The sequence below is a fragment of the Rahnella sp. RcJ3 genome, assembly GCF_009498575.1.
In the GTDB taxonomy this organism is placed as follows: domain Bacteria; phylum Pseudomonadota; class Gammaproteobacteria; order Enterobacterales; family Enterobacteriaceae; genus Rahnella; species Rahnella aceris.
In genome coordinates this window covers 56,240-82,093 of sequence record NZ_QSNX01000017.1, presented here as the reverse complement: position 1 = coordinate 82,093, position 25,854 = coordinate 56,240, and the positions used below count along the sequence as shown (strand labels likewise).

Annotated in this window: 23 protein-coding genes; 9 read left to right on the top strand and 14 right to left on the bottom strand. The window is 43.1% G+C overall.

Annotation, left to right across the window (positions count from 1 at the left end):
- Window positions 1–6 precede the first annotated feature (6 nt).
- From DXU84_RS19800 to DXU84_RS19790, 3 genes are read right to left on the bottom strand one after another with little or no spacing between them, the layout of a single operon-like run.
- Window positions 7–4,176, bottom strand: a complete 4,170-nt coding sequence (locus tag DXU84_RS19800) for a DEAD/DEAH box helicase family protein (RefSeq protein WP_153376558.1) — start codon at window positions 4,174–4,176, stop codon at window positions 7–9.
- Window positions 4,163–6,916, bottom strand: a complete 2,754-nt coding sequence (locus tag DXU84_RS19795) for a hypothetical protein (protein ID WP_153376557.1) — start codon at window positions 6,914–6,916, stop codon at window positions 4,163–4,165. Before DXU84_RS19795 ends, DXU84_RS19800 begins: the two co-directional genes overlap by 14 nt.
- Before the next feature lie 28 nt (window positions 6,917–6,944).
- Complete coding sequence (locus DXU84_RS19790) at window positions 6,945–8,690, bottom strand: class I SAM-dependent DNA methyltransferase (protein ID WP_370461818.1); 1,746 nt, start codon at window positions 8,688–8,690, stop codon at window positions 6,945–6,947.
- 442 nt (window positions 8,691–9,132) lie between these two features.
- Between DXU84_RS19790 and DXU84_RS19785 the strand changes: the two genes are divergently transcribed.
- Both DXU84_RS19785 and DXU84_RS19780 read left to right on the top strand, forming a co-directional pair.
- Window positions 9,133–10,206 carry a type II toxin-antitoxin system RnlA family toxin gene (locus tag DXU84_RS19785; RefSeq protein WP_153376555.1) on the top strand — a complete coding sequence of 358 codons (1,074 nt, stop codon included), beginning with the start codon at window positions 9,133–9,135 and terminating at the stop codon, window positions 10,204–10,206.
- Window positions 10,199–10,570, top strand: coding sequence for a type II toxin-antitoxin system RnlB family antitoxin (locus tag DXU84_RS19780; protein WP_153376554.1), 372 nt, complete (start codon window positions 10,199–10,201; stop codon window positions 10,568–10,570). Before DXU84_RS19785 ends, DXU84_RS19780 begins: the two co-directional genes overlap by 8 nt.
- A 157-nt stretch (window positions 10,571–10,727) precedes the next feature.
- Here the strand turns inward: DXU84_RS19780 and DXU84_RS25230 are convergent, their stop codons facing one another.
- The 4 genes from DXU84_RS25230 to DXU84_RS25215 form a co-directional block, all read right to left on the bottom strand.
- Complete coding sequence (locus tag DXU84_RS25230) at window positions 10,728–11,009, bottom strand: hypothetical protein (protein WP_228389034.1); 282 nt, start codon at window positions 11,007–11,009, stop codon at window positions 10,728–10,730.
- Entirely contained in the window at window positions 11,010–11,120 is a 111-nt protein-coding gene (locus DXU84_RS25225) for a hypothetical protein (RefSeq protein ID WP_255425931.1), read from the bottom strand.
- A 155-nt stretch (window positions 11,121–11,275) separates the two neighbouring features.
- Complete coding sequence (locus DXU84_RS25220) at window positions 11,276–11,545, bottom strand: transposase (protein ID WP_228389033.1); 270 nt, start codon at window positions 11,543–11,545, stop codon at window positions 11,276–11,278.
- Window positions 11,546–11,652: 107 nt separating this feature from the next.
- On the bottom strand, window positions 11,653–11,964 hold the full coding sequence (locus DXU84_RS25215) for a transposase zinc-binding domain-containing protein (RefSeq protein WP_370461817.1): 312 nt from the start codon (window positions 11,962–11,964) through the stop codon (window positions 11,653–11,655).
- A 143-nt stretch (window positions 11,965–12,107) separates the two neighbouring features.
- Here DXU84_RS25215 and DXU84_RS19770 point away from each other — a divergent pair, with 143 nt between their 5' ends.
- Complete coding sequence (locus DXU84_RS19770; RefSeq protein WP_153376553.1) at window positions 12,108–12,302, top strand: hypothetical protein; 195 nt, start codon at window positions 12,108–12,110, stop codon at window positions 12,300–12,302.
- A 16-nt stretch (window positions 12,303–12,318) separates the two neighbouring features.
- On the opposite strand, the gene mobC is transcribed toward DXU84_RS19770, so the two are convergent.
- The 6 genes from mobC to DXU84_RS19740 all read right to left on the bottom strand — a co-directional run bounded on the left by mobC (window position 12,319) and on the right by DXU84_RS19740 (window position 19,203).
- Window positions 12,319–13,065 carry a MobC family replication-relaxation protein gene (gene mobC, locus DXU84_RS19765; protein ID WP_153376552.1) on the bottom strand — a complete coding sequence of 249 codons (747 nt, stop codon included), beginning with the start codon at window positions 13,063–13,065 and terminating at the stop codon, window positions 12,319–12,321.
- A gap of 10 nt (window positions 13,066–13,075) precedes the next feature.
- Window positions 13,076–14,950 (bottom strand): type IV secretory system conjugative DNA transfer family protein, encoded by a 1,875-nt coding sequence (locus DXU84_RS19760; RefSeq protein WP_370461816.1) that lies wholly within the window; start codon window positions 14,948–14,950, stop codon window positions 13,076–13,078.
- Window positions 14,951–15,889: 939 nt separating this feature from the next.
- Window positions 15,890–16,471 carry a hypothetical protein gene (locus tag DXU84_RS19755; RefSeq protein ID WP_153376550.1) on the bottom strand — a complete coding sequence of 194 codons (582 nt, stop codon included), beginning with the start codon at window positions 16,469–16,471 and terminating at the stop codon, window positions 15,890–15,892.
- Window positions 16,472–16,516: 45 nt separating this feature from the next.
- Entirely contained in the window at window positions 16,517–17,074 is a 558-nt protein-coding gene (locus DXU84_RS19750) for an NADPH-dependent FMN reductase (protein WP_153376549.1), read from the bottom strand.
- Between the two features lie 3 nt (window positions 17,075–17,077).
- Complete coding sequence (locus DXU84_RS19745; RefSeq protein WP_153376548.1) at window positions 17,078–18,028, bottom strand: NAD(P)-dependent oxidoreductase; 951 nt, start codon at window positions 18,026–18,028, stop codon at window positions 17,078–17,080.
- A complete protein-coding gene (locus DXU84_RS19740; protein WP_153376547.1) occupies window positions 18,025–19,203 on the bottom strand; it encodes an MFS transporter in 1,179 nt (392 codons plus the stop codon). The genes DXU84_RS19745 and DXU84_RS19740 overlap by 4 nt, the downstream gene beginning before the upstream one ends.
- Before the next feature lie 331 nt (window positions 19,204–19,534).
- Between DXU84_RS19740 and DXU84_RS19735 the strand changes: the two genes are divergently transcribed.
- The 6 genes from DXU84_RS19735 to DXU84_RS19710 all read left to right on the top strand — a co-directional run bounded on the left by DXU84_RS19735 (window position 19,535) and on the right by DXU84_RS19710 (window position 25,100).
- Window positions 19,535–19,684: a hypothetical protein gene (locus tag DXU84_RS19735; RefSeq protein ID WP_153376546.1), complete on the top strand. Its 150-nt coding sequence runs from the start codon at window positions 19,535–19,537 to the stop codon at window positions 19,682–19,684.
- Between the two features lie 61 nt (window positions 19,685–19,745).
- Window positions 19,746–21,557, top strand: a complete 1,812-nt coding sequence (locus tag DXU84_RS19730) for a hypothetical protein (RefSeq protein WP_153376545.1) — start codon at window positions 19,746–19,748, stop codon at window positions 21,555–21,557.
- 14 nt (window positions 21,558–21,571) lie between these two features.
- Window positions 21,572–22,132: an NAD(P)H-dependent oxidoreductase gene (locus DXU84_RS19725; protein WP_194286523.1), complete on the top strand. Its 561-nt coding sequence runs from the start codon at window positions 21,572–21,574 to the stop codon at window positions 22,130–22,132.
- A 10-nt stretch (window positions 22,133–22,142) separates the two neighbouring features.
- The gene (locus tag DXU84_RS19720; RefSeq protein WP_153376543.1) at window positions 22,143–22,850 is read left to right on the top strand and encodes a hypothetical protein; all 708 of its coding nucleotides are present in this window, start codon (window positions 22,143–22,145) and stop codon (window positions 22,848–22,850) included.
- The gene (locus tag DXU84_RS19715; RefSeq protein ID WP_153376542.1) at window positions 22,843–23,856 is read left to right on the top strand and encodes a pyridoxal phosphate-dependent aminotransferase; all 1,014 of its coding nucleotides are present in this window, start codon (window positions 22,843–22,845) and stop codon (window positions 23,854–23,856) included. The genes DXU84_RS19720 and DXU84_RS19715 overlap by 8 nt, the downstream gene beginning before the upstream one ends.
- An 8-nt stretch (window positions 23,857–23,864) precedes the next feature.
- The gene (locus DXU84_RS19710; RefSeq protein ID WP_153376541.1) at window positions 23,865–25,100 is read left to right on the top strand and encodes an acetyl-CoA carboxylase biotin carboxylase subunit family protein; all 1,236 of its coding nucleotides are present in this window, start codon (window positions 23,865–23,867) and stop codon (window positions 25,098–25,100) included.
- 131 nt (window positions 25,101–25,231) lie between these two features.
- Here DXU84_RS19710 and DXU84_RS19705 read toward each other — a convergent pair whose 3' ends face one another.
- Window positions 25,232–25,708, bottom strand: a complete 477-nt coding sequence (locus DXU84_RS19705) for an N-acetyltransferase (RefSeq protein ID WP_153376540.1) — start codon at window positions 25,706–25,708, stop codon at window positions 25,232–25,234.
- Window positions 25,709–25,854 lie beyond the last annotated feature (146 nt).

Sequence of the window (25,854 nt, the reverse complement as noted above, 5' to 3'; positions counted from 1 at the left end):
ATCGGTCTAATCAATATCTGCGCCAGAGCCTTTCCTAATGAAAGTCATCGCGCGGGCTGTAGTCCCATCCGCCACACGTTTGTTAAACGCGTCAAAGGTTGATTCGCGGATAATACCAGGCTGGTCCACATCACGTAGCGACGTCATCGGTCGCATAAGATTGTTACGTTCCTCGAAGAATTGGAGCAGACGAGTGCCGTTAACCAGTCTTTCAATGCTAAGGTCCTGCCGGTAGTGGTTGAGCTCCTGTTTTAGTAAGGAAAGATAATAATGCTTTCCATTAGGGGAAGGAGAAAAATGCAGGCCAAGCGCCTTTTCCATGAATGTGGCGACAGATTTCATATTATCGGGGATTTCCAGGAAGTCGCGTACATCTGATGCCCAAGCGAATGTAGGGCTGTTGCGCTTCTTATCATCGTCTACTGCGCACAAACGTTCAATGGCGTTAACCCCACAGACATACTCCTGAAAGAAACTAGGCATTACACGTACTAAAGCTTTTTCTGCCCAACGATCGATAGCAGCAGGAAGGATCATTCTTTCCAAGAAACGGTGGAAGATATCATGAATTTCAAGTACGAAACGGTCGCGGTGTCGTTGTGGTACTGGTACCAATAATGAGAAACCAACATGAGTGCGCCCTACGCGCGAGGATGCTTGTATGTATTCCGCAATATCTGATGGGATACCTGCAAAGAACATGGCATTGAACTCTTCTACGTCAACGCCATGTGAAATTGCAGAAGTAGCAATAACTGATCGAAGTGTATCATTTAGGTCTGGGAATGGATTGTTTACTTCAGTACGACTCTCTGCCCGCCGGACGATGTCCTGAATATCAGCAGCTGATACCGCCCCTGAAATTAGTTCAGAATTTAGCGACTGGGCTGGGTATCCAGCCGACTGATGCAGTGCCGTGAACTGGCCCCTTTCAGTGTCGATGACTTGGTCACCACCTTTCTTGTTTGTCACATAAGTCAGGGCAATACGATGTAGGTCAATGAGCGTCAATAGCGTTGGGACATCAACGGACTCTAAAAGTCGGACGAACTGTGCCTGCAGCTGTCCCGGCGTCACCCATTGTATCAGTTCATTGCGCGCCTCATCTTCTTGGGATGATTCCTCGCTGCGTAAGCGTTCGTATAAACCCGTTAACATAACATGATAATGACCAAGGACGGAGGCCATAGCTACGGTGTGGCGATGACCATTGGTCAGTAATGATGAATAGACCCGTGCCCAGTGGCTTCGCAGTTCAATATCAGCCTCAGGGATAGCGGAGCGTTCGGAGTCATATGAGGTATTATCCGGCTGGAAAGGGGTTGCATAAAATGAATCGTAGAGTGTAGGACCGGGATACGGAAACTGGATTGTGCTGTCGCGCTGATAAAGATTACGCATTTGGCGCTGCGGTTCGGTGACTGTGGCCGATGCGGCAATAATCTTGATTTTGCGACGGACCGTAGATTTGGGTTCGTAAGAAAGATAATCTTTATAGAGTGGCGAGAGTTGATCGAATGCCGCTTCCAGTGCTGATTCAAAAAGACCGGAAAAGGTTCCGAGTGATTCGTCGAGAAGATGAGCCTCATCTTGAATCAGCAGGGCAGGAAAAGGGTCAAAGAATCGTCTTTCACCGGAAGTGAACGAGGGGAATAGGGGACGTGTGTCCGCGCTCTCACGAGTATCCCAGTCTCTTTGTTTCAGCGGTATATACAGTCGTTCACTGTCGACTTTTAAAAGAGGAGCGAAACCGAACATACCAAAGAATTTACGGATAGTTCCCTGAGACTGTCCTATTGCGGCGAGTTTGTCGACTGTACCCAGTAGGACTGTCGGAGCAAGGTCGTAGATGTCTTCATCGACAATATAAAAGGGCAGCGGAGTAGGCTTATTGAACCGGGCGTTCCAGGAACAATTCTTTTGGGACCCGGAGCAGTAGTGCCCCATTGCGTTAGCCCCTTTGCCCGAATGACGACGAAGTGCCAATATGCTGCCTTCTTTATTGCCACAGAACGGGCAGGATGTTAGCTTAAGCCAGCGTTCGCGGGCACTCTTATAGATTGGGACATTCTTGTATTCAGATTCTATATCAATCGCGACTTCGTCATCGCGGGGAACGTCGTTATAGCCGTCACCGGAATGCCAGTTTGGAGTGTTACTACTACCGACCCAAAATCCTAGCGAGAAGGGCTCACCCGGCAGTCCGCGCATGTGTCGGATCTCCTCGGCAGCACCAATTGTTGCAAAGGTGCGCCGCGCTTGCTGAAGAGTAAGCAGTCGTAGCGGATAGCGCATCAGTGCTGACACGCCTCTAAGTTTGCCCCTGAGGCGATCAAGAAAGAGCACGTAGGTTAGCAAACCAAGGAATGCCTCGGATTTACCACCGCCGGTAGAGAAATAAAGCAAAGTCACTGCGTTCGAGTGCCTTGCTACTTCCGGTGTGTAGAAACTGTGGAACTCAGGAATACGTGTTGCGAAAGCTGGGATGGATGCCAAGATAAAACTGAGCTGGAATAGCCTCCATTCATTATAGCCCTTTGATTTTGATACCTTTTCCATTGCTTTGTTCATTGATAACCATGCTTCGAATGGGATACCAAGCGGAGACGTCTGTTTGCCGGGTCCACTCCAATTTTCGCGGGACTTTTCAAGAATATCCAGACCACATCGAATAGCATTTAGTTCGGATTGCCATTCGGTGATATCTAACTGGAACTTATCTTCCTCTGCTGCCAATTGCTCTGGAGTATTCAGTCCAACGCCTTTCTGGGCCACGGCTTCTTTTTCAACTTTCTTCAGCCAAGCCTCATAGGCTTGGATTATTGGTTTTAGCCCTGTCATACAGTCTGGTTGCGACAGTTTTTCAAAGTTCAGCTCAACGGGGCGGTCGGTTGGGATGATTCTTGGCAGCACGTAACGTGGTGCCCATGTTGTGGTTAACTTCAGCTTACTCTCACCTGCCAACATTATTACGCCACCATTGAATCCCAGAGCTGGATATTTAAGGTATTGGTTATATCGATATGACGGTTTTACGCGGTCAAGATACATGTACCTGTGGACTGCTGTCGGTATTGTAGCGCTAACTGAGACTTGGAAGAACGAGGGTTCAATCTCGTTGAAGTTATTGACTGTAGGGATGTTTGTCCAGTTCTCCAATGCCAAATGAACGGTCAGGCGTGAGGGAGAGATAGGGTCCGGCACGGCTTGAATAATCCAACGCAACTCAAGGTGCGGCACTATAACCGGAAGGCTTGAGGTGCGAACTCGTTCTAGGTAATTATTCCAGTCCCGCACGTCGGATGGACGGATCCGTGTTCGCCTGTATCCCCATAATATTCCTCCTGTCTCAGTAGCATTACTTGCAGCCCAATCAGAGAGTTGTCTGGCAATCGATTCATTTAAGACATTCGTTGCTATCCTAGCATCCTCTGCGGCGCTCGACGGTCTGAATTCAAAGGACGGCAGGGTAAGATCTAATCGGAGCCACTTTGCAGGAGGAGAGATATCCTCCGTTAAAATATCTGGGGTCGACAGATTGGTCAGAACTTCTTGAACAGATCTTTCTTCTTCAATAATATTTGTTCTGTCTTCTGTTTCAACAGATTCGACTTCAGCCTCTCCGCTGGCTGGAGTTAGGTCAAGGCGGTTGTCGAACGTAAGCCCCATCGACTCATATACTCTTTTACGAACATTGTAACTTTTTGCTCCCCACTCCAGATCTGACTTTCCATGCGTCAGTTCGGTTGCGAGTTTTGCGAGTCCGTCCTTAACTTTGCTACGGATTTCTCTTTGGGCATCACGTGTTAATGGAAATATGGCCTCGAGCTTTCCACCAGGCTGTACCTCGCTTTCTTGAGGTAGAATGCGAACATATACAGCCCCTGTCAACGATACCTCCAGTCTTTCGTCTCCTGCCGCCGAGTTAATCTGAAAATCCATGCCGTGCGCGCTTATACGAATGGGATCTGCTTCCTCGTCATTTTCACGCTCATCAGCCGGCACAGGCATAATGAATTCTGACATCAGTACTGCACTAGGCTTAGTACTATAAATGATCTTATAGAAATCACCCCGTCCAGCTAAACGTGCGGACAGTCCGTTTAAAAGGCTGTCGACAACAGCCTCTTTATATGCCGGATGGATACCACGCGGATCTTTACTAAGAATGGGCATTTGTCGTTTCCTTATTGCTTAAGACCATACTTGGTGGTATGACGCGTTCGACTCTGAACACGCAACGAAGAGCATCCTTTTGAAGTTCCGGAAGAATTTCTTCAGGAACTTTCCTGTATATCGTCGCACTCTCTGGTTGGAAAAGGATCTCTGAGTATCGAGCGAGTAGCTCTCGTCCAAGAGATTGGTTTAGGTTTCTGGCATTCTTTATAAAGTTCCAGTGCTGCTGCGCGACATCTTCGCTAATACCAAGAGCTTTACAAAAAATCCTGAAATATATGGCGTTTCTGGATGCGTGAGGGCGTTTATTATCTTTTTTTAATGGAGCAAGCCAATAATAGATACGCCCTATTCGGCATTCGGCAGCGGTAGGATCAAGTTCAACCATCCTGCTATGAATTTCACGAGCAAGTACTGAACGTTTCGAGGATTTAAACATTAATGTGCAACGTCTCATCACATCATCGTGGTAAAGTTTCAATAGCATTCTCACAGGCTCGACAACCGATGTCATTGCTTCTTCCCCTGGCAGCAGCAGAGACTCAAGTTTTGTGCGTAACTCATCGCTCATGTTGAAGATAAAATCACCGCACTGAATGGCACTTGCGGCAGTGCGCCTGAAAGTTGATTCTTCGTCATCTATATATCGATAAACCCATCCAGAAACGCTTGTGCGTAAATTACCCTCAAGCTCGAATATAAAGCACGGAGTGTCAGTATTTTGACCCTCTACGCTCCTATCCTCAAACTTAAATAGCATCTGCATTTCACTGATTTTATTTATATTTATTGGATTAGGGATCTCGTTCAGACGTCGTTCAAGCGCTTGAGTTAATAATCCTATGCGGCCTCGATAAGCCTTAAAGACCTCGATTTCTTTCATGCAGGACAGTGTTTTAAGAGTGGATTCAGCCTGTCTGTAGGCTAGCAGAACAACCGTACGATGTGGAATGCCGGGATGAGTCAACAGAACACGAATGACATTTGGGTTAACTCCGATAAATACGAAATGTTTGTTCTTTGTATCATCAGTCAAGACATTGGAAACAGTCTGTAGGGTATACCACTTTATCTTAAGTGCAATCTCCGCCCATTCATCACCCATTTTTCGCTGAAGAAAATGATTAGCCAATAATATGTAACTATTGTTAGGTAATACGAATGACAGCCCTTGACAATGGGCTCCCATATGTTTTTTTACTTCGGCAAGCATACGTGCTGCCATTGGAGTTGCATCATTCCAATCATCAATTAGCCTTTCCGCTCGGGCTATAGCTCGCTCAACTGACTCCCTTAAACCATTCAATTCACCTGAGGCTAGTGAATTCAAAAGATTCAATTTTATTGGTGTCCAAGCGTTTCCCCTAAGATGATATTTTCCATCCTCGTTACCAGCGGACTGTTTGGTTAGATCTAAATATCCTGATGGCACGTTTGACAGGCGCAAAACGTACAACGAAGCCTGCTGTAATGCATTATGTGCAGGAGTACCATCGCATCCTGCACAAGCCATCAAATGTTGAAATGAAACTGCTATCTGAGATGCATCGCGGTCAACGATATGTACATCAAAGTTTGAATTGCTACGCTGTGCCGGTGCCCAGTTCGGTGCTTCTGGATGAGCAGAAAGTAGTGCATCCACCGCTTCTGCGGCTAGTACTTTTGTTGAGAATGCAAGTTTTGACTCATTGAGTTGTGCACGAAAAATAAAAAATGTTTTCGGATCATCTGTGACGATCACGGCGCCGCAATCAGAGAGTCCGTTGTCGTGCGCAAATTTTAAGTACTCTGGAATTTTCTTAACAGCTGAATAATTTGTTTTCGCAGCAGTTTCTGTAGCGTCAAACAAGATGGCTTCTGGTGTGTTTGGCTTTTTAAGTGCAGCTGTTTTAAGTGCATTTCTCCAAGATTCTTTTTTAACTGTATGATGTAAAGCTAAAAGTGCGCCTGGTGCTTTATTCGAAAAGCCCCATTCGGATTCAACATCTTGACGTATAGTACGACGGTTTGAGAGAGGCTCAACTTTCGAAAGCGTGCGTTCTAACGGGTTCGTCAACGGTGTAACCCACTCCTGCAGTGTAGGTTCAAATACGAATGTCGGTACAAGTTCTGCTAGAGACGGATTTGGCAGCTCAGGATGTAGAATTCGAACTTTATTTATAGCGCTTAGCACAGCAACAAAGGCCTGCGATGAGGTTTTGCTGACAACATTACTAGAGCCTTTACGTATTGACCATAGTGAACGGTATAATTCACTTAACTGTATTTTTTCAACAAGAACGTGATGAAGGGGCGCTCTTAATGCATGGGTTGCGGGGTAAAGCAACGTTCGAATTCCACGTAAATCCCTTGCAAATTGGCGCTCAAGATTAGCTAATGCATGAACTATGGGCAACGACGTTAGCTTGGCAGGCCAGATTAAGCATAACGTGGTGCATCGCTGATCTGCTGCTGCTAAAAGTGTATCTACAAGCTCAATCGTCCATGGCTGAGGCGCAATTGCTTCATCTGTCAATTTATCCTTAAGATGCATAAAGGTATCACCAGCGTGAATCCGTTCTTGAACTTGCTGCTTGGGTTGGTCTAATGGTTGAATTGAAGGGGGCGCATTTCCCCGTAATTGCGATACTTTTTGCTTAGCAGCATGGCGTTCTTTAATCTTGCGTGCGCGTTCGTTCAGGCTGGCTCTGGATTTTGATTGGTCCGCAAGTCTTTTTTTTAGAGAATTTAAGTCACGCATGGAAAACGGCCCTCTTGGATTTGAGATGTTAGTGTTCTAACACCACTTGATAACCCTTAATAACTGCGTCATCCCATGTGTTGCCATTATGTAATGCTTCTTGAAGAACAATAGGATCTGGCAATGCGAGTTGGTTAAGTTCAAAAGCTGAAACATTTGTAGCACCAGAGATACAACGAAAGTAACGATCCACTGTATATGTGCTGAGTAGTTCAGCCAGGTTTTCTGGCGAAAGTATCGGTTGTGAGGTTACTTGCTCAAGTATAACCACATGATTTTCACCAATAAATCCGCCATAGGTATCGAAGATATCCGAAGAGACAGTGGCAGCAACAAGGCGATGAGGTTGCTCATTCGAGGTTACGCGCTGCAATACAACACAAGGCGAAGTTATTATCGATGAACTCGTTCTGCCCCCAAGATCAACAAAACGATATGCGCTATTCAATTTTGAGTCCTCATCTATTTTGACGACACCACGCTGGGAAATATCACGGGACCATAATAGAGGCATGACTGAATTAGCATTAGCCCGCATTGCTGCTTGGATTGATTCAAATTTTGGTCGTTTGTCGCGATTCCAGACATATGCACCAATTCTAACTTTATAACCATAGTCAGCTAATCGAAATTCGGATAAACAAATCGTCCTAATTAAAGCCACGTCTCCAATGGAGCGTGGAATAGGCCACGCTACACCAGAATTGGGCAATATGCATTTACCTACGTTTTTATATTTACCCATTCTTGAAACTACCGAAACATTTGCGCACGCAGGAGTGGATCGCTCTTCTAGGCGGCGTCGAAATACGCTCAATGTAGTTTCTTGCTCTACGTCGATGAATACCCCCTGACGATCACTGACCATACCTATATGCTCAATATCCGTATGAGTAGCAAGAAACTTGCGCAATCGACTAAAGTATTGGCCAGAAAGGAAGCTAGTTGGTGTAACGAGTGCTGCACGACCACCGTCCCGCAAAAGGCGTATGCAAAGTGTGATGAACAAACAGTAGAGATTAGGTTGCGATTGGATGACATCTGCGTATACCGATCGCAAAGGTTCCAACTCATTTGCTGTCATTTTACGGTATGGTGGGTTGCATACTATAACATCGATCTTACCCATATCGGCGTGAAGGTCTGTTAGCGAATTTGCATGTTGAACATTAAATTTGGGAAAGTAGCCAGACTTACGTATCTCATTGTGCAAAGCCATGCAGAGAAAATGTTTGGACAGTTCACACAAAGTTAAATCCAAGTCGGTACCATGTAAGTGAATTTCTATGTGTTCTAGAATTTTACGTGGGGAAAGTCCTTTCGCAAATAATGCTGTCCGCATTCGCAGTGCTATTGGGGCTAGGAAAGCTGCGCCTCCGCAGGCGGGGTCCATGAATGAGCAGCTTCCGAAATCAGTGCCTTGGTTAGATAAGTCACTGAGAAGGCCTTCGGTCAAAGACACTGGGGTGAAGAACATTGCCATTTTCTTGCGGTAGCTATCTTCGGCAAGAATAGCATAGGACGAGCTTAGCCAGTAGGTAGCTTCAAGGAAGGTAAGTTGCTCTAGAAGGGCAACGAATGCTGATACTTCTGGTTCAGAAGCTAAGAGATTCGAAAATGGAAGTGAGGGTTTAGGAAGAGAAGGGTGCACATGGCTACTCCAATCTCTTAAAATGGTTCCTACAAGCGTCGCTGTATCGACATTCGAACGCTGCTGCGCTAGGCCGAGCGAGCGAATATGACGTTTAATAGACAGTCTTGAAGGTTGTGTCACCGATATCCCTTCCAATTATCAAGTGAAGCGGGAAGTACAATATCACTTGACCATGAGATAATCATCTGATCATCCTGGAAATTACTTACATGAGAGTTGTTCATAAGGTTTATCTTATAAAAAAGTGATGTACCACTCATAACTGTGACCTGCTCCCCGTTGATTAATACACCACGATGTGAGTAATGTCTTCATTGTGACCCGCTCCCCGTAGACTTTGTGTAATCGGGTAACCTAAATTCGATACTGCTAAGGCGATAATTTATAGGCAATAGCCACTGATACTAAATCAATCAGTTACAGACTAAATTTGGTTAAATAATACGCTAAACTTACAATAATTTCCGATCTCTAAACTGACCCCTTTTGCTATAACTTCGTAATGACTACTGAGACACAATATTGTAGAGTTTCCCCTCATCTTTTTTGCGGGATCTGGTAAATGACCGTCAGGAGTTATAGGGATTTAAATCTGGTCAGGGCTAACATTGAGCCTGAATGCAGGCAGTTCATTCAAAGCAGAACGTATGCAGTTCAGTCAATTGGCCCGATGCCGGGGCAAAGGTCCGGACTCAGAGTGACATTCGCGAAAACAGGGGATAGCTTTGCTACCGTTAACATTTTCTATAATGGCGATGGTTCGTCTACAGTTCAGTACCTTACGGGTGCTAATCAGCCTCTGGGTAAGGAGCTGGCTGATCACCTTTTTGAAACCATTAATCCTGCAGAATTTGAACATGTAAATATGGTCGTGGAAGGGTTTGTGGTGGGTACCATTTTACCTGTGCTTGAGTTATCAGCAGAAGAAACACATATTGAGTTCAGGGAACACCTTCGTAACACTCACTCCATCGTGTGGAAAATCACCTCCACTACCTACCAGGATGAATTGACGGTTACCCTGCACACAACAACAGGCAGGCTTCAGATTCAGGGCCGTCCACTATCCTGTTATCGGGTTTTCACGTTCAACCTAGCAGAACTGCTTAATTTGCAAGGTCTGGAAAAAGTGTTAATCCGCCAGGATGATGGCAAAGCGAACATCGTTCAGCAGGAAGTCGCCCGCGCTAACCTAGAGTCTATAATGGGCGATGCTTATCCTCACTTGCACGCCACTGCTGAAAAATTGCTCATTTCAGGTCTGTGTGTTAAACTCGCCGCCCCAAAATTGCCAGACTACTGCATGTTGCTCTACCCGGAACTTCGCTCCATTGAAGGTGTCTTAAAGAGTAAGATGTACACATTTGGTATGTCTGTACAGCAACCTTTAGGGTTCGGGCCTTTTTTCGATAAAGTTGGTTTAAATTACATTTTGAAACCACAATATGCGGCCCTTCTCAGGCCAGAACAGGCTAATATCATTGATGGTGCCTATACTTTTTGGAATGGAGAACGTCATGCTGTGTTTCACATGGAAACGGTGGTTGATACCAGCCGCATGATTTCCGACATGGCCCGACTAATGACCAAAGCTACTAAAGCGTGGCAAATAATCAAGGATTTGTATCTTGTTTGAAATTACCGGAGTTAACGTCTCAGGATCTCTTAAAGCTGTCGTCATGGCGACCGGCTACGAGAACCCGTTGTCTTCTGTCAACGAAATTGAGACGAAACTCACTGACCTGCTTGGCCAGAATGAAAATGGTGAAATCCTGTTCGACCTTCTATGCGCTAACGGTCCTGAGTGGAACCGATTTGTGACGCTTGAAATGAAATATGGCCGCATTATGCTGGATTCGGCCAAAATTATTGATGAGCAGGAAATACCAGCGCAGATCCTGAGTAAACTGATCTTTACTTTACGTAATCACCCTGAGTATCTGGAAGCGTCCGTATTGACTCCAGATGACGTACGCCAGGTCCTTTCAATGGATATGTAAGGTGCTTGATGGTTAGGAAAATGAATCATCGCATCAAAAAAATCCTGACCATGATAATTGTTTTCGGGACGCAATGTTGGCTTGCCACCGGGACGTTTATGACGATAAAACGCAGACTTTGATGCATTTTAGCCTTACACACATTTTTCAGACTCATTTATCCCGCAACCTCTGCCAGATACCATCGCTTTCTGCCTATCCCATTCAGCTTTTCGTATAATAATTCCGTGGCGTGCCTGTCAGCCTCCGCATTAGTAAAGCGTAGCCGGTTTCCGCAGAGGATACATTTGTACGGATCCGTGTGCGGGAATCCTTTCATCAGTGCTGCGAAGCCGGGCTGTTCCGGTTTTTTCATCGCCTCCATCAGCAGGGCTTCATACACTTTCGGCAGCAGAGTGCTCTGTTTCTGGTTGGATAAAAAGCCGTAGTAACGCACCATTTAAAAATGCTTCGCCAGCACGTAGCTGATATAGCGCCCGATCATCTCTTCCAGGGTCAGCGTCTGCTGCCGGTACTGCTGTGTACGGTGGTCGTAATAGTGATGAACCAAGGCACCGCCGCTGTAGTGCCTGAGTTTTGCCGCCGAAACCGGCGGCCTTTTCAGGCGCGGCCCAGATATTTGACGCTTCGCTAGGTTCCCCGGGTTTTCTTTGCAAAGTGGACCTTCATGCGGCGTCCGTACTGCGCCTGCAGATATCGATTCCACTAATTTTTGTCCCGGAAGTGTTCCAGCCCCGGCAGAAAGCCGGGATTAATCAGATCATAGCTGTGGCGCAGCAGGCGGATGACTGCACCACGCCAGATCTCCTCGACGGCGTGCTCCTTAAAGAAGATATCGCGCCAGACGCCGTGTTTCACGTTGAGTCCACCGCTAGTGACGGACAGGTGAATGTGCGGATGCTGGTTGAGCTGGCGAGCATAGGTGTGCAGGCGCAGAGGATACTGACCTCCACGCCCTGTCTGCGGGCCCAGCATAACATGGCGCGGGTGGCAGCGCGGCAAAGGGTGTTGAGCAGGGGCTAGTTGTTGAGGAAGAAGGGCCAGAGTATATGAGGCATAGTAAAGGTAATGTGCTGCCAGTCTCAGTCGGGCAGAATATGACTTTGCCGGGATACCCACTGCTCCGTGGTTTTGAAGCCACAGGAACTGCTGGCTTTTGACTTACAACTCTGGCAGAAAAAGCGGAAGTGGGTGCATTCAGGTGACGAGCAGCAATAGCGGCGAACATCCATAGCGGTGGTGCCGCAGGCGAGCATGCGCTCGGCGCAAAGGCGGGTCCAGGGCGTGACGCTATCGCCAAACTTATCAAGGAACTGATTCCAGGCGTCATCGACGGTGAAAAGCAGTTTGGCAGGACGCGGAATATACATGCTGCAGAGTATAAAACGGGACACCGGGCATGCAAACCATCGTAATGGCGAAGCCGTGACGCTCGCCCCATAGGGGCGCTACTGTTCTCAGGATAACTTATCCGGCGTAGGTATTACTCTTGATGGGCTGCTGAAAATTAACACTGATGACAGTTGGAACGTTGTGAGTGCCCTGTCCGGCAGCGGCGTCGTGGAAGCGATACCAGCACTATTTCACCTTTGATTCTGCCGACCTGATACAAAGCTTTACCGGCACCCTGGTGCAGTTGAACAGAACCGTCGACCTGACCCTGACCCTGACCCTGACCCTGACCCGGGCTGATGGCTGCAAAAACGGAATTCACAAAAATGCGTGGAACTAAAACGTGTGTGCTTACACTATAAATCGTGGTCTACATCGAGCCGTTGCAACTCGTCGAGCGTGTAGATGCGGAAGACATTTCGGTGGCGGGTTTCCAGCGGGATGTGCTGATGGTTAACGATGACGTGCCTGATGGTGTCAAAGAGCCGTTCAAGACCGCGTTTTTTCTGCGGGTCCGGCACGATATAAAAAACGTAAATCCAGTCTTTACGGGTCCGGGCCTGTAAATGGCTGGCGATGATCGACTGATAACGGGCTCTGGTTTTCAGGCGGCGCTCGGTCTCAATGGCGATCACGGTGCCGCCTGGCAGGGTAATCAGTCCGTCCGGGCGATGGCTGGTCTGATAACGACTGAGGAAGGATGTGCGATCTCCGTTTATCCATCCAGATGCGCCTTTTTGCTCAAGGATGATGCGGGCTGCCTGATTATCAAGGTGGTGCTCCAGCGTCCAGCCGGTGATTTTTGAAGGCTCAAACCGTGCTGGGAAAAGCGCATCGTTTGGGGTTAACACAACGGCCAGTCCGTCACTGGTTATGCCCCATAATGAAATTTTCATCGTGCGCGATACCAGGACGTGCTTTTGTATTAAGCCCATGCCCTCGACTTTTGAAAGCAGGGAATATAGCGATTTATGATCCCTGAAGCCAAACAGCAGCATCAGCGTTTTAAAATCACTGTACGTTTCTTCTTTCAGGAAATTCAGTAGTCGTTTTATTTTTTCGAGGTGTCGCGTCTGGCGTTCGCTGTATGCGCTTATAAGCATCATTCCCCCTTTAAAAATCCAGCAATGGTGGGTTTTCCTCTTTATCGGCGTTCGGTGTTGTTGTGTCTTCTTCGTCCGTATTATCAAAAAAAAGATCGGGTCGCGTTGTGGTGATATCCGTCTTTGATGCGGGTCCGGGGGAAGTTTCCTCCTCGTTAAAATCCAGGGTGATATTTACCGTTGCGGCGGTGGCGGCAATCGCGGGCGAAACGGCACAGATCTCCAGTTCGCGTTTTTTCACCCTGATGGGCGAAATCAGAGAAGCAGACGGGAGTGCTTTTGTCGTGAAGATGAAGCTGACAAAATCGGGTAAGTTCAGGATCATATTGCTGTCGGTAAAGAAACGCTCCGCCTGCCTGATGGTGCGTTCATCGTCGATAGTCTCTGTCAGCACGGCATCGGTTTTCGCTTTGCGGACCTCATCATCGACTAATATGGTGCCTGACATCCGGGCCACCCATTCAGCGGTGTCAGGATCCATGACACGATAAACCAGTTTGAATTTAGCGTTCTCAACGACTGCGCCGACAACGGCGTCGCCTTTCAAATCTGCCGGACAGTCTTTTAAATCGGCAATCGACTGGTGGTCCATAATAATATGCACGCCTTTATCGCGTGCCGCGCCTAAGCCTTCCAGCGCGGGCCTGGATAAATGGTATTTCAGTTCGGAAAGATAAATAGCAATGGGGCGGGGCACGTCTTTCACTCGCTCGCGCCTTTCTGCCAACTGGTACAGGCGAACCAGCAACATGCGTTGAGTGGTAATGATTTTGCTGTTGCGCATTGAGCCAATCACGTAGCAGCAACCGCCTTCCTCAAATATCGTATTAAGCGAAAATCCTCTCGGTGCATTAATGGCATTGAGCAAGGCCAGCTCTTCAATTTTCCCGAAAAAGGCTTTTATCTTATCCGCAATACCCTGAACGTAGTCGCCGTTATAAACATCCCGAATGGTTGCGGTGGTATGTTGATTAACAAACTGCGCGGCTATCCGGGCCGCTTTCCGGTCGTCAATGCGGTAAAAGTCCGACTCCTGACCTTTTTCTGCCAGGCTGAACCCGGCAACAAAAAGCTCTTCCAGTTCATCGGCGGTGATCTCTTCAATCAGGTTTAACTGGTATTGGGGTTTTCGCAGGTCAATTAAGGCAAAAGGTTTGCCTGCATCCTCACAGGCCTTGCGGTAAAGGTGGGGTGCCCATTCATCATCCTTGGGGTCCATCACAAATACGCCTTCACCGGCCAGAATACTTTGATAAAGTAATATCCCGGTGGCAACGCCCTTACCGGCGCCGGTGGTGCCGATAATATCCGCGTGTTGTTTTTGCCAGTCTTTTAACGGCAGGTACATCGGCTGAATATCTCGGTCAATGCCTATAAATAACCCTTTGTTCAGGTCGATATAATCCAGTGGGTCATAATGCAGCGTTTCCGGCAGCAGGGATTTCACCGTGCGCACATCGGTACGTAATTCCCGTTCAAGCGTTGTTTTCCTGACGAGGTGTTTCTTTATTTTGTCTAATTCAGGTGTTAATACCCTGCGCAGCAGAATATGCAAAATAAAACCCGCTACCGTAAAGGTAATCAGCACCGGCCATGCCAGAATGGGAACGCTGGCGACTACTCGGCCTTGATAAAGCCACTGGAAAATCCAGATAACAACCGGGGCCATCGTACCGGAAAGAAAACACAGTATGGAAAAAGCAATAATCAGCTTTTGCCACAACGGGGCTTTTTGCCGTTCATCGCTTTTCATCGACGCGAAAAACGGCATCGTCAGCCCCGATAACAGCGCCAGCATCAGCTGATGCTGTTGCATAAAAGCCATGAAGCTCAGCGCGCCATTCACTATCGGCGACAGTGAAACGGCCAGCTTATTCAAAATCACGATGCCTCCTTCGTCAGCAGTTCGCCCCATGACGTCGCCCCATCAGTTCGCCCCACGGTGTCGGGCGAAAAGGCGGGGCGACCATCAGGGACGAAGAAGGTGGCCGCTGTGCGACCATGTGCAGGAAAGCATGCTTGCCTGCCCGAACGGCGTGCGCCAGTACAGGCGGGCTGGACGCCCTTATGGCCTGTCACATGGGGGTAATGTCGCGGCTGGACGCCGTGCCAAAACCCCCAACGTCAACGGCGGCACACCGTCGCCCGCTACGCGCGACCACCCCCTTTAAGACGGTCGCTTTCGCCTTTTTCTTCCCTTTGCTCGTGCCTCGCAGCGGGAATAAAAGGGAAGCTGACCTTTAAAGAGGGTGGTCGCGCCACGCTACCGGCTTTTGGCCGGAGACTTAGCCGCGACGGTGTGCGGGGCTGTGCCCCCCAAATAAACCGCTGTCGTGGGCGACAGCTTTTCGCTCGCCGGGGCGGCGAAATTTATTCGGCTCCCCCCGGCCGGCAAAATCCGCGTGGGCGCGGCTGTTTGCCGGTGAGGCGCGGTACCTGAACTATTCTCGCTCCTTAACCCGCGAAAATAATTCTGTCCGCTGCCTCATTTTTACGGCCCGCATTTCTTCACTCCTTAATCCGCGAAAAATGTGGAGCCTTAAAAACCTGAAAACCGTCACGCCTTAAGCCGGACTCGCCCAGATTTCCTGTTCAATTTCTCCAGCTACTGAAGAGATGGCTTCGCCATGCTCGGCTAAAATAACCTGAATTCGTCGGGGCAGTTGTGAATGAAAATAAGTCAGTAATATCCGGTCAGGTTAATATAGAAAATGAAGGAACTGATATCGCTAACTGAGAGTGGTAGCTAATTCTGGGGCTGGTGAAAGGGTGTGAGAGCGTCATTATTAGGCTTACATATTGACCATGATTGATGTTGATGAAGCTAATGAAAGGCCGGACGAAAGGTCCAAGGCATAGTAGTTCCGATAGTTGTGATTTTAAGGTCATTATCTAAAGCATGATTCACACCATCAGAAATTTCATAATTAGATAACCATCTGGAAGATTTGAATATCAGCCCTTTATCAATAATAAATCCCAATATGATGATCCTGTAATCAATGTTGGGATGCATCTTGGAAAAATACATTGAATTTTGTTCTAATTTTTTAGGTTTAGAAGGATCAGCAGCAGAGCTCCCGACAACATGCCAAAGAGTACACTCTGTATAGTGAGCGATTGTAGAACAAGTATCTATATCAGAGGGTTCATGTACCCAGCATATTGCGAAGTTAAAAAGGCCGAATTTATGTGTATGCAACTCTAACTTTTTTTTAGTAGCATCAGCATCATGATAATCACAGGCAATATGAAATATATTATCTGACTTAAGATTAAGTTTTAATTTCCTAAAATTATCTTCCCCACGAGATAAGATAGAAACCATATTTCCGTCTTTAATCAAACGCTCAACAACACCCGATAACATTCCAGTTCCTCCAACAACAAGATAATGTGAACCCATTTTTCATTCCTCATATTATAATTTACAATAGTAATATAAATTCGTTTAGTATTTTGACAGAACTTGATTCATTATATTAAGTTCAATAATTTGTCTTTCAATTCTTTTGATGACATCATCACTAAAGCGAATGTTGCCAGATGAATTTTCAATAATATCAGACTTAGATGCAGCAACTTCGGTTTGAAGTGGATATCCATACATGGTTTTTACCAGTGTATTCATTGTGATACAGGGGAATGCACATCTTTGAGGAGAGCTTCCATAACTAATAAGGCCGACAGCCTTGTTACGAAAAGCATCATATCTTAAATGATCAATCGCATTTTTGAAAACGCCGGATATAGTACCATGATAAAGTGGAGAGCCGATTAAATAAGCATCAGCTTTGTTAAAGCGTGAAAGAAAATTTCTTACGTTTTCATCGGGATAATCCTCAGGGTGGGAATGGTAAGCGGGATCGGCAAATGGTAGTTTAGAGAATCTAAGATCCTCGAATGTTACTGTTACACCAATTTTTTTAAGGAAGAAATCACTTTTCTCCATCAATAAGCGAGTTTTAGAGTTTTCTGAAATGGAGCCGCAAAGAATAAAGACATGCATAATTCATTCCTCATTATTAATCATATGGTATGAAAGATAATCTCTAAAACCTTTTTCGAAGGAACTGTAATCACAATCAAACCCCCATTTCCGAGAAAGGGTAGTGCTTAACGGCTTACTCCTATTAAGAATTACAGAACACTTTTTACTACCAACGATGTCAATACAAATATCATGCCTGACTTGTTGCAGTGTCGATACTAGTTCCTGAAAACTTGTAATTTCTCCTGGGCTAATATTCAGAGCTCCTGTAGCATCATTAAATGCAAAGTGATATAAAGATTTTGCTGCATCAGAGATGTATAAATATTCATTATTACCAATTACATCTTCCTCAACTATAACTTTCGTACCAGAAGAAGCATTAAGAATATTCTGGACAATAGATTTTAAGTATCTGCCCATCCAAGCACCACCAACAAAGTCGCCAGCACCATAAACACCACAAAATCTCAGAGACAAAGTTTTCGTATTGCTTCTCAGAGCAATTTTGTTCAAGTAATTTTCACAAATTAGTTTTCCGAGACCATACATATTGGTCGATGTTTTAGGAGAATACTCATCGAAATCAAAATTCTGGTTATTGAAGTCATATACAGCAAGGCTGCTGGTAAATAGGATTTTTTTGACAGAATTCTTTTCACACTCGTCGAAAATGTTTAAAGAATCAACAATGTTAACCTGTAATGCAGCAACAGCATTAGAATTAACTTTAGAGTCCATTACACCTGCAGTATGTATTACTATTTCTGGGCTAAAGTCTTGGAATACTCTTGAAACATTATTGTAATCATTAATGTTCATCACTAAAAAAGAATTTTTGATTTCTACCTGGTCAGCCAAAGAACCGTCTAACAATACTTTGTCAACTATTGTGACTGTATGACCTTGATGAATAAAATTTAAGGCTGCATGAACTCCAATTGACCCTGCGCCAATAATTAATATTTTCAATTATGCACCTCTTCTTGAGAGTTGGTAAAGTAAATAATCACAATGAGAAAGGTTATTATTGTAAAAGCAAAGCTTAAAGTAAAAATCGGTTTAAAAACCACTAATGAAACAATAGATGTTGCAATTGAAGAAATAATAAACTGAAGGAAACCAAAGACTGATACAGCTTTGGACGCATCCTGATGAAATTTTGACAAGCACTTTGTGAACGACGGGGGAAAAATCAATGCGCATCCTGCATTCCACAAAAAAGCGCTGAATACAAATGCTTCGAGCAGAAAAGTTGCTTCTGCAAGAAACACGAAAAATAACAAAATTAGAGAACTGAGTAGTAGAAAACCAATACCAAAATGAAATGGTTTATTAAAAATTATGAGACCAGGCATAATGAGATTCATAATTGAAATCATCAAATATCCAACTGCGCTCAGTGGTGCTATATAACCATAGGCATAGCTAGGCAAATGTAAGTCTTGCTCAAAAATAAAGGGCCCGAGAACTGTAAAAGAAAATATTCCTGCAAAGGCCAAGCTAGCTACGAATGAGTACTTAAGGAAGTATTTATCAAGGAAGATGAATTTAAGACCTGACCTGACGGTTGTTTGGAACTTTACTTTTTCGGTACTAGGTACTGCACTGACACTCAATATCAAGAAAATAACGCCAAAGAAAATTTGTAAAAAGAATGGTGAGTACCATCCCCAGTTAGTAGTTGCAAAGGCACTGAGTATTGGTCCAAGGATTGGCGATAGGGAGAAAGTTACCCCTGAGATGAAAAATGCTCTAGATATAAAGTCTTTATCGATTTTTTTTCTAATAACTGCACGTGAGGATATAACGATTATCGATGTTGCTAGTGCCTGTAATGCTCTAACAACATAAAGTATTTCAATTTTGTTATATACAAAGATTAGTAAGGTAGCTAACAAATACAAGACCGAACCAATTTTAAGTGAAATTTTTTCACCGAACTTGTATACAATAACATAAACAAAGAGCTGGGAAACTCCAAAAACATACAAGTAAATAGCAGTAGAAATTTGAACTTCTTTTGGTGTGGCTGATATAGCCTTAGCTATTACAGGTAAAGCAGGAGCGAGCAAAGCAAGTGATATTGGTGAGCTAGCGCCTAGTACAGCACAGACCCAACTAAGACTATATGTGCTGTTTTTCATCTCAGCCTCCAATGTTAACTACCTTTAAAAAAATTTATAAAACAGCAAGTTATCATTAAAGTGATTTTACATCACATCCTATGATCAACGTTTAACAAAATAATATGTACAAGATAGAAGAAAAAGCAAATAACAATAACTTATAATTAATGGCATTTATTTTGTTTACATTTCTTTACATCTTAAAATGTAAAAATTACAACTTTAAAAAAGTTTTGATGTATTAGTTAATATGTCAGCCCGAAAGACTAAATCACTCCAGCATTCATTTGGGGTGTGCTTTAGGAATGACAACTACTAAGTTTTCTAACCTATGAAAAGGAATATTGCTATGAATACTGCAAAAAACAACCCTAAAGTTTCTGCAAAAAGCGTTTCCAATTCCGTACAAATGCTCAAAGATCTAGAGAAAATGGTAGCATCTGCTCGTACTTCAACTAAGGCCGATGATAATCTGGCTGTTCGCGCAATTGCATGGTAGTTGTGTTCGGGGAGAGAAATCTCCCCTTTAAATAACTAACTGATTTAAAAGGGAGATGGACATGAAGGCATTACCGCTAATTCTTGCTCCATTCAGTACTTCTTCGCAGAGACAATTATGGTTAAGTCCAATTGATATCCCAGAGAGTAAATCAAAGATTGAGTTTAAAATACAGCAGCAAAGCCATGAAACATTCTCGTTTATCATCACGTTACTAAATCAACTTTACAACCAATTTCCGTCATACCGCGATAGTATCCAGGCTCTACTTTCTCAAGTTCGAACAGTAAGTGACTCACAATCAGAGGATTTTGCTTTAAGCGATAGCAATTTTACTGCTGATGCTGTCCAGTTTGCTGTATTAAGAAGAATTAGTCGTGAAAGCGTCTATACGGCAACTGTAATTGACCAGGTTGCTAAAGAACTGAACAGGGTACTCTGCGGGAGTGAAATAACTGATGCTATTGTTCAAGATTTTGATGAAATTGATCGCCCATCATTGAAAATACTTTGTAGGGCAGTTTTATTACTACCTAATACAGAAAAGTTGAAATGGCATTGGGGCGGAGGAGATGTTTCAAGATCAATTTATTTAGAAAATAGTGAATTAGCAACAAAATCAACTCCAAGATCAAATTTATTAAAACAAATTTTTCATGTGATTATTAAGCCCCAAGTTAACTATCCGCCCCTTTACCAAGCTAAATATGATACATCGATGCCTGTTAAAGTGCTTAAATCTTCAAAGCCAAAAAATGTTTTAGATATTAGTCGTGCGCTTGTTATGCAGAACTATGATGGCTGTTTCCATTGGGCTGAGGAACTTCATGATTGTACGAAAGATCCTCAAGAGAAATCAGAGTCTTTAAGACTGCTGTCTTTAAGTGCTGTTAATACAGGCTCTTATATAGAAGCTATTTCTTATTCCGAACAGGCCGAAATAATTACCTCAGATCCTGTCACAAAAGCTAAAATTTGTTACATGGCTGGGTTGATATACGCCAAACGCCTCTACAATTCAAATCTAGCACTAACGCAATATGAAAAAGGAATGCGATATCTAGAACAGGTACCAAAGACACCAGAAGTTTTAGTTGAACAAGCATGGTTAAAAAATGGAATTGCTCTCTTAAACGCGTTATCGTGGAAGAAAACAAAAAATGATGACGATTATCAACGAGCCTTCGCGCTTGTTAATGAAGCTTTTTGGCTAATAAGCGAGCTTGAAAATCCAGCAAGTGCATATCTAAGATTCAATTTACTGGCAAATGCAGCTTTTTTGATGGAAATGCGCGGTGATTATAATGCTGCAATAAGCGTATTTGAAAATGTTTTTGAACGTTTTGCTTTAAGAGACCAGCAAAGTGCTAGAGGCCAGATGACAATAAATTACCGGATGGCCGGTTTAAGGATGAGAGCAAAGGATTTCAATGGGGCTTTTCTACATATTTCTCGAGTCATTGAAGCTGACGAGGTATTAAGTTGTCCATTTATGGCCGATCATGTTAAAAGGCTTATTGGTTATTATTACTTTATGACTCAAAATTATAACAAAGCATATTTTATATTTAAGGAAGGTTTGGACATAACATATGCAGCAAGGTTGGGCTCTGGACTTATAAGTCATGTTACAGGAGTAATTTCCACCTTAATCGCTTTAGGTAAGTATTCAGAGATAAACTACTACTTTGACATGCTAAATTCCTTGGGTTTAGATGAACATGTAGTCGATATAAAGGATAAAATTAGTAAAAATTCATGCACACCATTATCTCCATTATGGAAACTTCCAGCTTATATACCCGAGGTTGATTTAGAGGATATTCCTGTAAGTAATCTGAACAAGCAGTTAGTTAATCCTGCTATAGCTTAATCATGAGGCCATCGATGATTGTTGTTATAAATGCAACTAGAAAACCTGCACCTTCTGTACAGGGTAACAGTGCAACACGCACACTTTTAAACAATGCACTTGAAAAAGTAACTCCTCATTATGATAGTTTTAAATATTATGACATTAGAGATATGGACCTGCCTTTTTTTGATGCCAGAGAAACAAAACTTTATAATAGCTTAGATTTAAATAACTTGTTAACTGATCTAGTTAAAGCCAAAGGGGTCTTTCTGGGAGTACCAGGTTACTGGAGCGGAGTATCAGGATGCTTTAAAAATCTTATAGATTTAATTTGTGGAGCTCACTATGACTCACTAGAACCTGAGACAGTTCTTAAAGGTAAATATTTTGCAGGTTTTTCTGTAGGCACGGACAATCTGACCACACTACGGACGGCTGAACAAACATACAGTATACTTGTATCAACTGGTGCGCTACCGGCAGAAAGGATTATACCTATTCCTAATCCGCGCTCCGCATCTTTTGATCTTGAAACTTCAGAAATTCTTATTTTGAATGCTCTAGTACAACTGATTAAATCAATAGAGCTATAAGGCGAATCTAATGAATACAGTTGAGGGTATTATTGATAGACTATTGGAAAACTTATCCAATGATGGGTTGAGGATCTCTTCTAATCAATCTGTAGATTGGGCCTTTTTTTCTTCTGCCGGAAAAGAGATAAATCAAAACTTTAATATTCTTTCAACAACTATAACTCCTGCTATGTGTAGGCTTCTTTACGCATTTGGTTGGATAACTGTCCCTGAATCAATCATATCTTTAGGAAGCTATACGGGTTATGCATCAGCATGGATCCTTTGTGGCGCGCAAGACTATCATAAAAAAACAAATAAAGGTTCTAATAATATCTTGTTAAGTTGTGTTGATATTAATGAGGAATATTTAAATATTTCAACCGAAAACTTTAATAAGATCAATAAAAATTCAAATATAGAACATATCTTAATGGATGCCAAAGAGTTTATTACGGAAGATGATGGCAAAAGCAGTATATATTTCATTGATATTGACAACCCATTAAACGGAAAAGATGATTATAATGAGTTACTTAAGTCAATCTTAGAGAAGCCACCAAGCAATAAGTTTATACTTGCACATGATTGCTCAGTCGCTAAATTTAAAAATGTATTTTTAAATTACAAAAAAATTATTGATAAACTTCATCATAGTAATAAATTTTACTGTGAAATTCCCATCGACGAATGTGGTATATCTTTTTTACATTTAGAGGGCTGCCAAGATGTATGATCTCAGTTTGGGACACATAGTTTTAGATCAAAATGATGAAAGCTCTATCTTTTCAAGATATGGCAATCCATTTGGTCAACCATATTTGTGTGATGCGTTAGCAGCACTCCACAAAGTTTCACCTTCAGAAGTGGCCGTTACAACTGGCGCCTCTATGGCTCTAGCCTCTATATTTTCACATTTACCGATCGGTTCTGTAATAGCGTGCCCTCGCCCTTATTACCCTCCCTATTTAAGCCTGATAAATAGATTCGGACTTACACCTTATCTTTACAACTGTAACTCAGAAATAGAGTTAACTGACTCTATTTCTGAGTTAGCCGAAGTAGATTACAAAGCAATAATTTGGAACTTTCCACATAATCCAACAGGGATGGTTCCAAATAAAAAATTAGTATCTACTGCTATAGAACAGTCAACTGCAAAGAATGCTTTATTTATTTCAGATGAAGTATATTCAGATATTTTCTATGAAACTCGCAGGCCATTCTATGCTTCGGAAACAAGAAATAATACAATGGTTATTGTAAAAAGTTTCTCTAAAACACTGCAATTAGCTGGAGAACGTGTTGGATATTTAATCGGAGATAGTGAAGTAATTCGCAACATTATGAAACAGCATTGGATTCTATCAATGAGTGCCCCTATAAGTGGACAGGTACGTGCATTCAATGCCTTGAATTCTGGCTACGAAACTAACCTAATGATTCTTAGGGAAAGACTAAACGAACATATGAATTTAGCACTAAGCATCCTTTATGAGCATGGTGTTTCTCCTATTATGTATCCGCGTGGGGGAGTATTTATATGGTTAAAAAATACTATGAGATCATCTATGATTGAAGATTTTTCATTCTACGAATTATTAAAAAAAAATAAAATTGTTGTATCCCCAGGTAAAGCGTTTGGTGTTGACCAAAGCCACATTAGAGTTTCTTTTGCAATTCCAAAACCAGAACTTATTGAAGCATTTACTTCTTTGGGAAGGGTGTTTTCTAATTCATAGGTGAATCAATGAATATATTAATTATAGAATCAAATCAATCTGGCTTAAAATCTATCCCCACAGCTAAAAGCATGATGTTTGATGTTACCTTTGTCCAAATTGACGACTACTCTCCTTGGCCTAAAACCCCTGAAAATATTTCGCTGACTCAACAATCCAATGAAATAATATCAGTTCCTCATTTAGAGGATAAAAATTATATTTTAGATATAATTGCTAAACTTCATATAAAAAAACCTTTTGACTTTATTTTACCTTTAGAGGATTTAACGGCAGAACTTGCGACCTGGATTGCCAAAAAATTAAATATTAAGTCAACTAATTACACCGCGCTAATGAACTGCAGGAATAAATTTATTTGTCGGAAAATAATAAAATCAAACTATATAGCATCAGTACCTTGCGAGATTTTAGTTACACTTGACGACTTAGATAAGTACACTGGGAAATATCCTGCTGTAATTAAACCTTCATTTGGCAAACTCAGCCTGAACGCATTCATCGTAAAAAATTACGACGAAGCTCGATATACCTTGAAGTCTTTGCTCTCAGATAAAAAAGACTTTATAACTGAACGCGGTTTTTTGATCGAACAATATATACATGGTGAGCTTATATCAGTTGAAGTTGCTTGTTTAGGTAATAAGTCTGAAGCATTTATGACTACCTCTAGAAAACGTAGTTTATTGAATGATGCTTTCGAACTAGGTTCTGGGATGCCCAGTGGCATATCTGAAGATCTTTACAAAAAAGTAACTAAATATGCTGAATCTGTTGTTGATGCACTGGGTTTAGATTTGGGTATGGCGCATGTCGAGTTGATAATTCAAAATGGTCAGCCTATTTTAGTTGAAATAAACCCAAGAATTATGGGAGGGCCTTTAGAAGTAATTTATAGAAATGTAACCGGTGGTGAAAATATTTATAAATACTTGTTAAATATTTTTGCAGGTCAACCTACAGTTCCACCTAAAGCTTTAAAAAATACAGCTGTTAGTTCTTTATGTTTGTTCAGCAATGCTGAGCAAATTTTACCTTCAGATTTTACACCAAACTGGATTAAAGATAACTTGCCAGATATTCTTGAATCGAGAATAATTGCTAGGTCAGGTGAGGTGATACACAAAAACTCGATGATAGGATTTATATTTTCTATCGCAGAAACTCCCAAGGAAGCTGAATATCTTTGTGAGTTGGCATTCAATAAAATTAGGAAAGACTTCAAATTAAACTTACTTACATGATTTTAAATTTCAAAAATGTACTGATCGCTAAAATTTACTTGAAAAATAAATGTTTTCGCTGATAACTGCCCTTAATCCTTCACCGGGCAGATCAGAGTCAGAAACCAACGTTAAAATTATCCAAGAGAACTTTATACCGTGGTCAGTTTTTTACTCATAAAAACGGTCGTGCCACCTTTGAACGGTTCACGTCTATCGATTTTATATCCGAGCGCTGTATATAGTGCGATGTTCGCCTCGAACGCCTCGTTCGTCTGCAAGCGGATTTCCCCAAGCATCGATTGAGCAGTCTTACTTTCAACATGCGCCAGCAATGTACGCCCGATCCCCATTCCCTGCCAGTGCGGATGGACCGCTATATTTTCTATCCAGAAATGATCGGCACCTGGCCATACTTCGATCAGGCCGACAACTTCCCCTGCGACAATAGCGAGATTAATATCATGCTCACGGACGGTTTTGTTAAAATCAGCCGTCATGGGCGTCGGTTCGCGACCAATAACCGAAATCCATTTGGAATAGGCAGCACACACTATCTCACGCACTAATTCTGCTTCATCTTCTTCCGCGCGGCGTACCGAAAGGATTGCTTCAAGCGACTTGCTCATATAAACCCCTTAAAGCTCGACTTGTCACTAGAATATACAACATAGCAGGCTTTGCAGTTTTGCTACTGCTTAACCCTAGATTGCTGCCACCAATTTGGCCTTGCCACTGCCGGATGGTTGGCGCTGGACAGAATAACTAAAGTGTA

Excerpts from the sequence above, each read along its gene's own strand:
- DXU84_RS19800 (WP_153376558.1), bottom strand. The coding sequence starts at position 4,176 with ATGCCCATTCTTAGTAAAGATCCGCGTGGTATCCATCCGGCATATAAA.
- DXU84_RS19795 (WP_153376557.1), bottom strand. The coding sequence starts at position 6,916 with ATGCGTGACTTAAATTCTCTAAAAAAAAGACTTGCGGACCAATCAAAA.
- DXU84_RS19785 (WP_153376555.1), top strand. The coding sequence starts at position 9,133 with ATGACCGTCAGGAGTTATAGGGATTTAAATCTGGTCAGGGCTAACATT.
- DXU84_RS25230 (WP_228389034.1), bottom strand. The coding sequence starts at position 11,009 with ATGGTGCGTTACTACGGCTTTTTATCCAACCAGAAACAGAGCACTCTG.
- DXU84_RS25220 (WP_228389033.1), bottom strand. The coding sequence starts at position 11,545 with ATGCTGGGCCCGCAGACAGGGCGTGGAGGTCAGTATCCTCTGCGCCTG.
- mobC (WP_153376552.1), bottom strand. The coding sequence starts at position 13,065 with ATGCTTATAAGCGCATACAGCGAACGCCAGACGCGACACCTCGAAAAA.
- DXU84_RS19755 (WP_153376550.1), bottom strand. The coding sequence starts at position 16,471 with ATGGGTTCACATTATCTTGTTGTTGGAGGAACTGGAATGTTATCGGGT.
- DXU84_RS19750 (WP_153376549.1), bottom strand. The coding sequence starts at position 17,074 with ATGCATGTCTTTATTCTTTGCGGCTCCATTTCAGAAAACTCTAAAACT.
- DXU84_RS19740 (WP_153376547.1), bottom strand. The coding sequence starts at position 19,203 with ATGAAAAACAGCACATATAGTCTTAGTTGGGTCTGTGCTGTACTAGGC.
- DXU84_RS19735 (WP_153376546.1), top strand. The coding sequence starts at position 19,535 with ATGAATACTGCAAAAAACAACCCTAAAGTTTCTGCAAAAAGCGTTTCC.
- DXU84_RS19730 (WP_153376545.1), top strand. The coding sequence starts at position 19,746 with ATGAAGGCATTACCGCTAATTCTTGCTCCATTCAGTACTTCTTCGCAG.
- DXU84_RS19725 (WP_194286523.1), top strand. The coding sequence starts at position 21,572 with ATGATTGTTGTTATAAATGCAACTAGAAAACCTGCACCTTCTGTACAG.
- DXU84_RS19720 (WP_153376543.1), top strand. The coding sequence starts at position 22,143 with ATGAATACAGTTGAGGGTATTATTGATAGACTATTGGAAAACTTATCC.
- DXU84_RS19715 (WP_153376542.1), top strand. The coding sequence starts at position 22,843 with ATGTATGATCTCAGTTTGGGACACATAGTTTTAGATCAAAATGATGAA.
- DXU84_RS19710 (WP_153376541.1), top strand. The coding sequence starts at position 23,865 with ATGAATATATTAATTATAGAATCAAATCAATCTGGCTTAAAATCTATC.
- DXU84_RS19705 (WP_153376540.1), bottom strand. The coding sequence starts at position 25,708 with ATGAGCAAGTCGCTTGAAGCAATCCTTTCGGTACGCCGCGCGGAAGAA.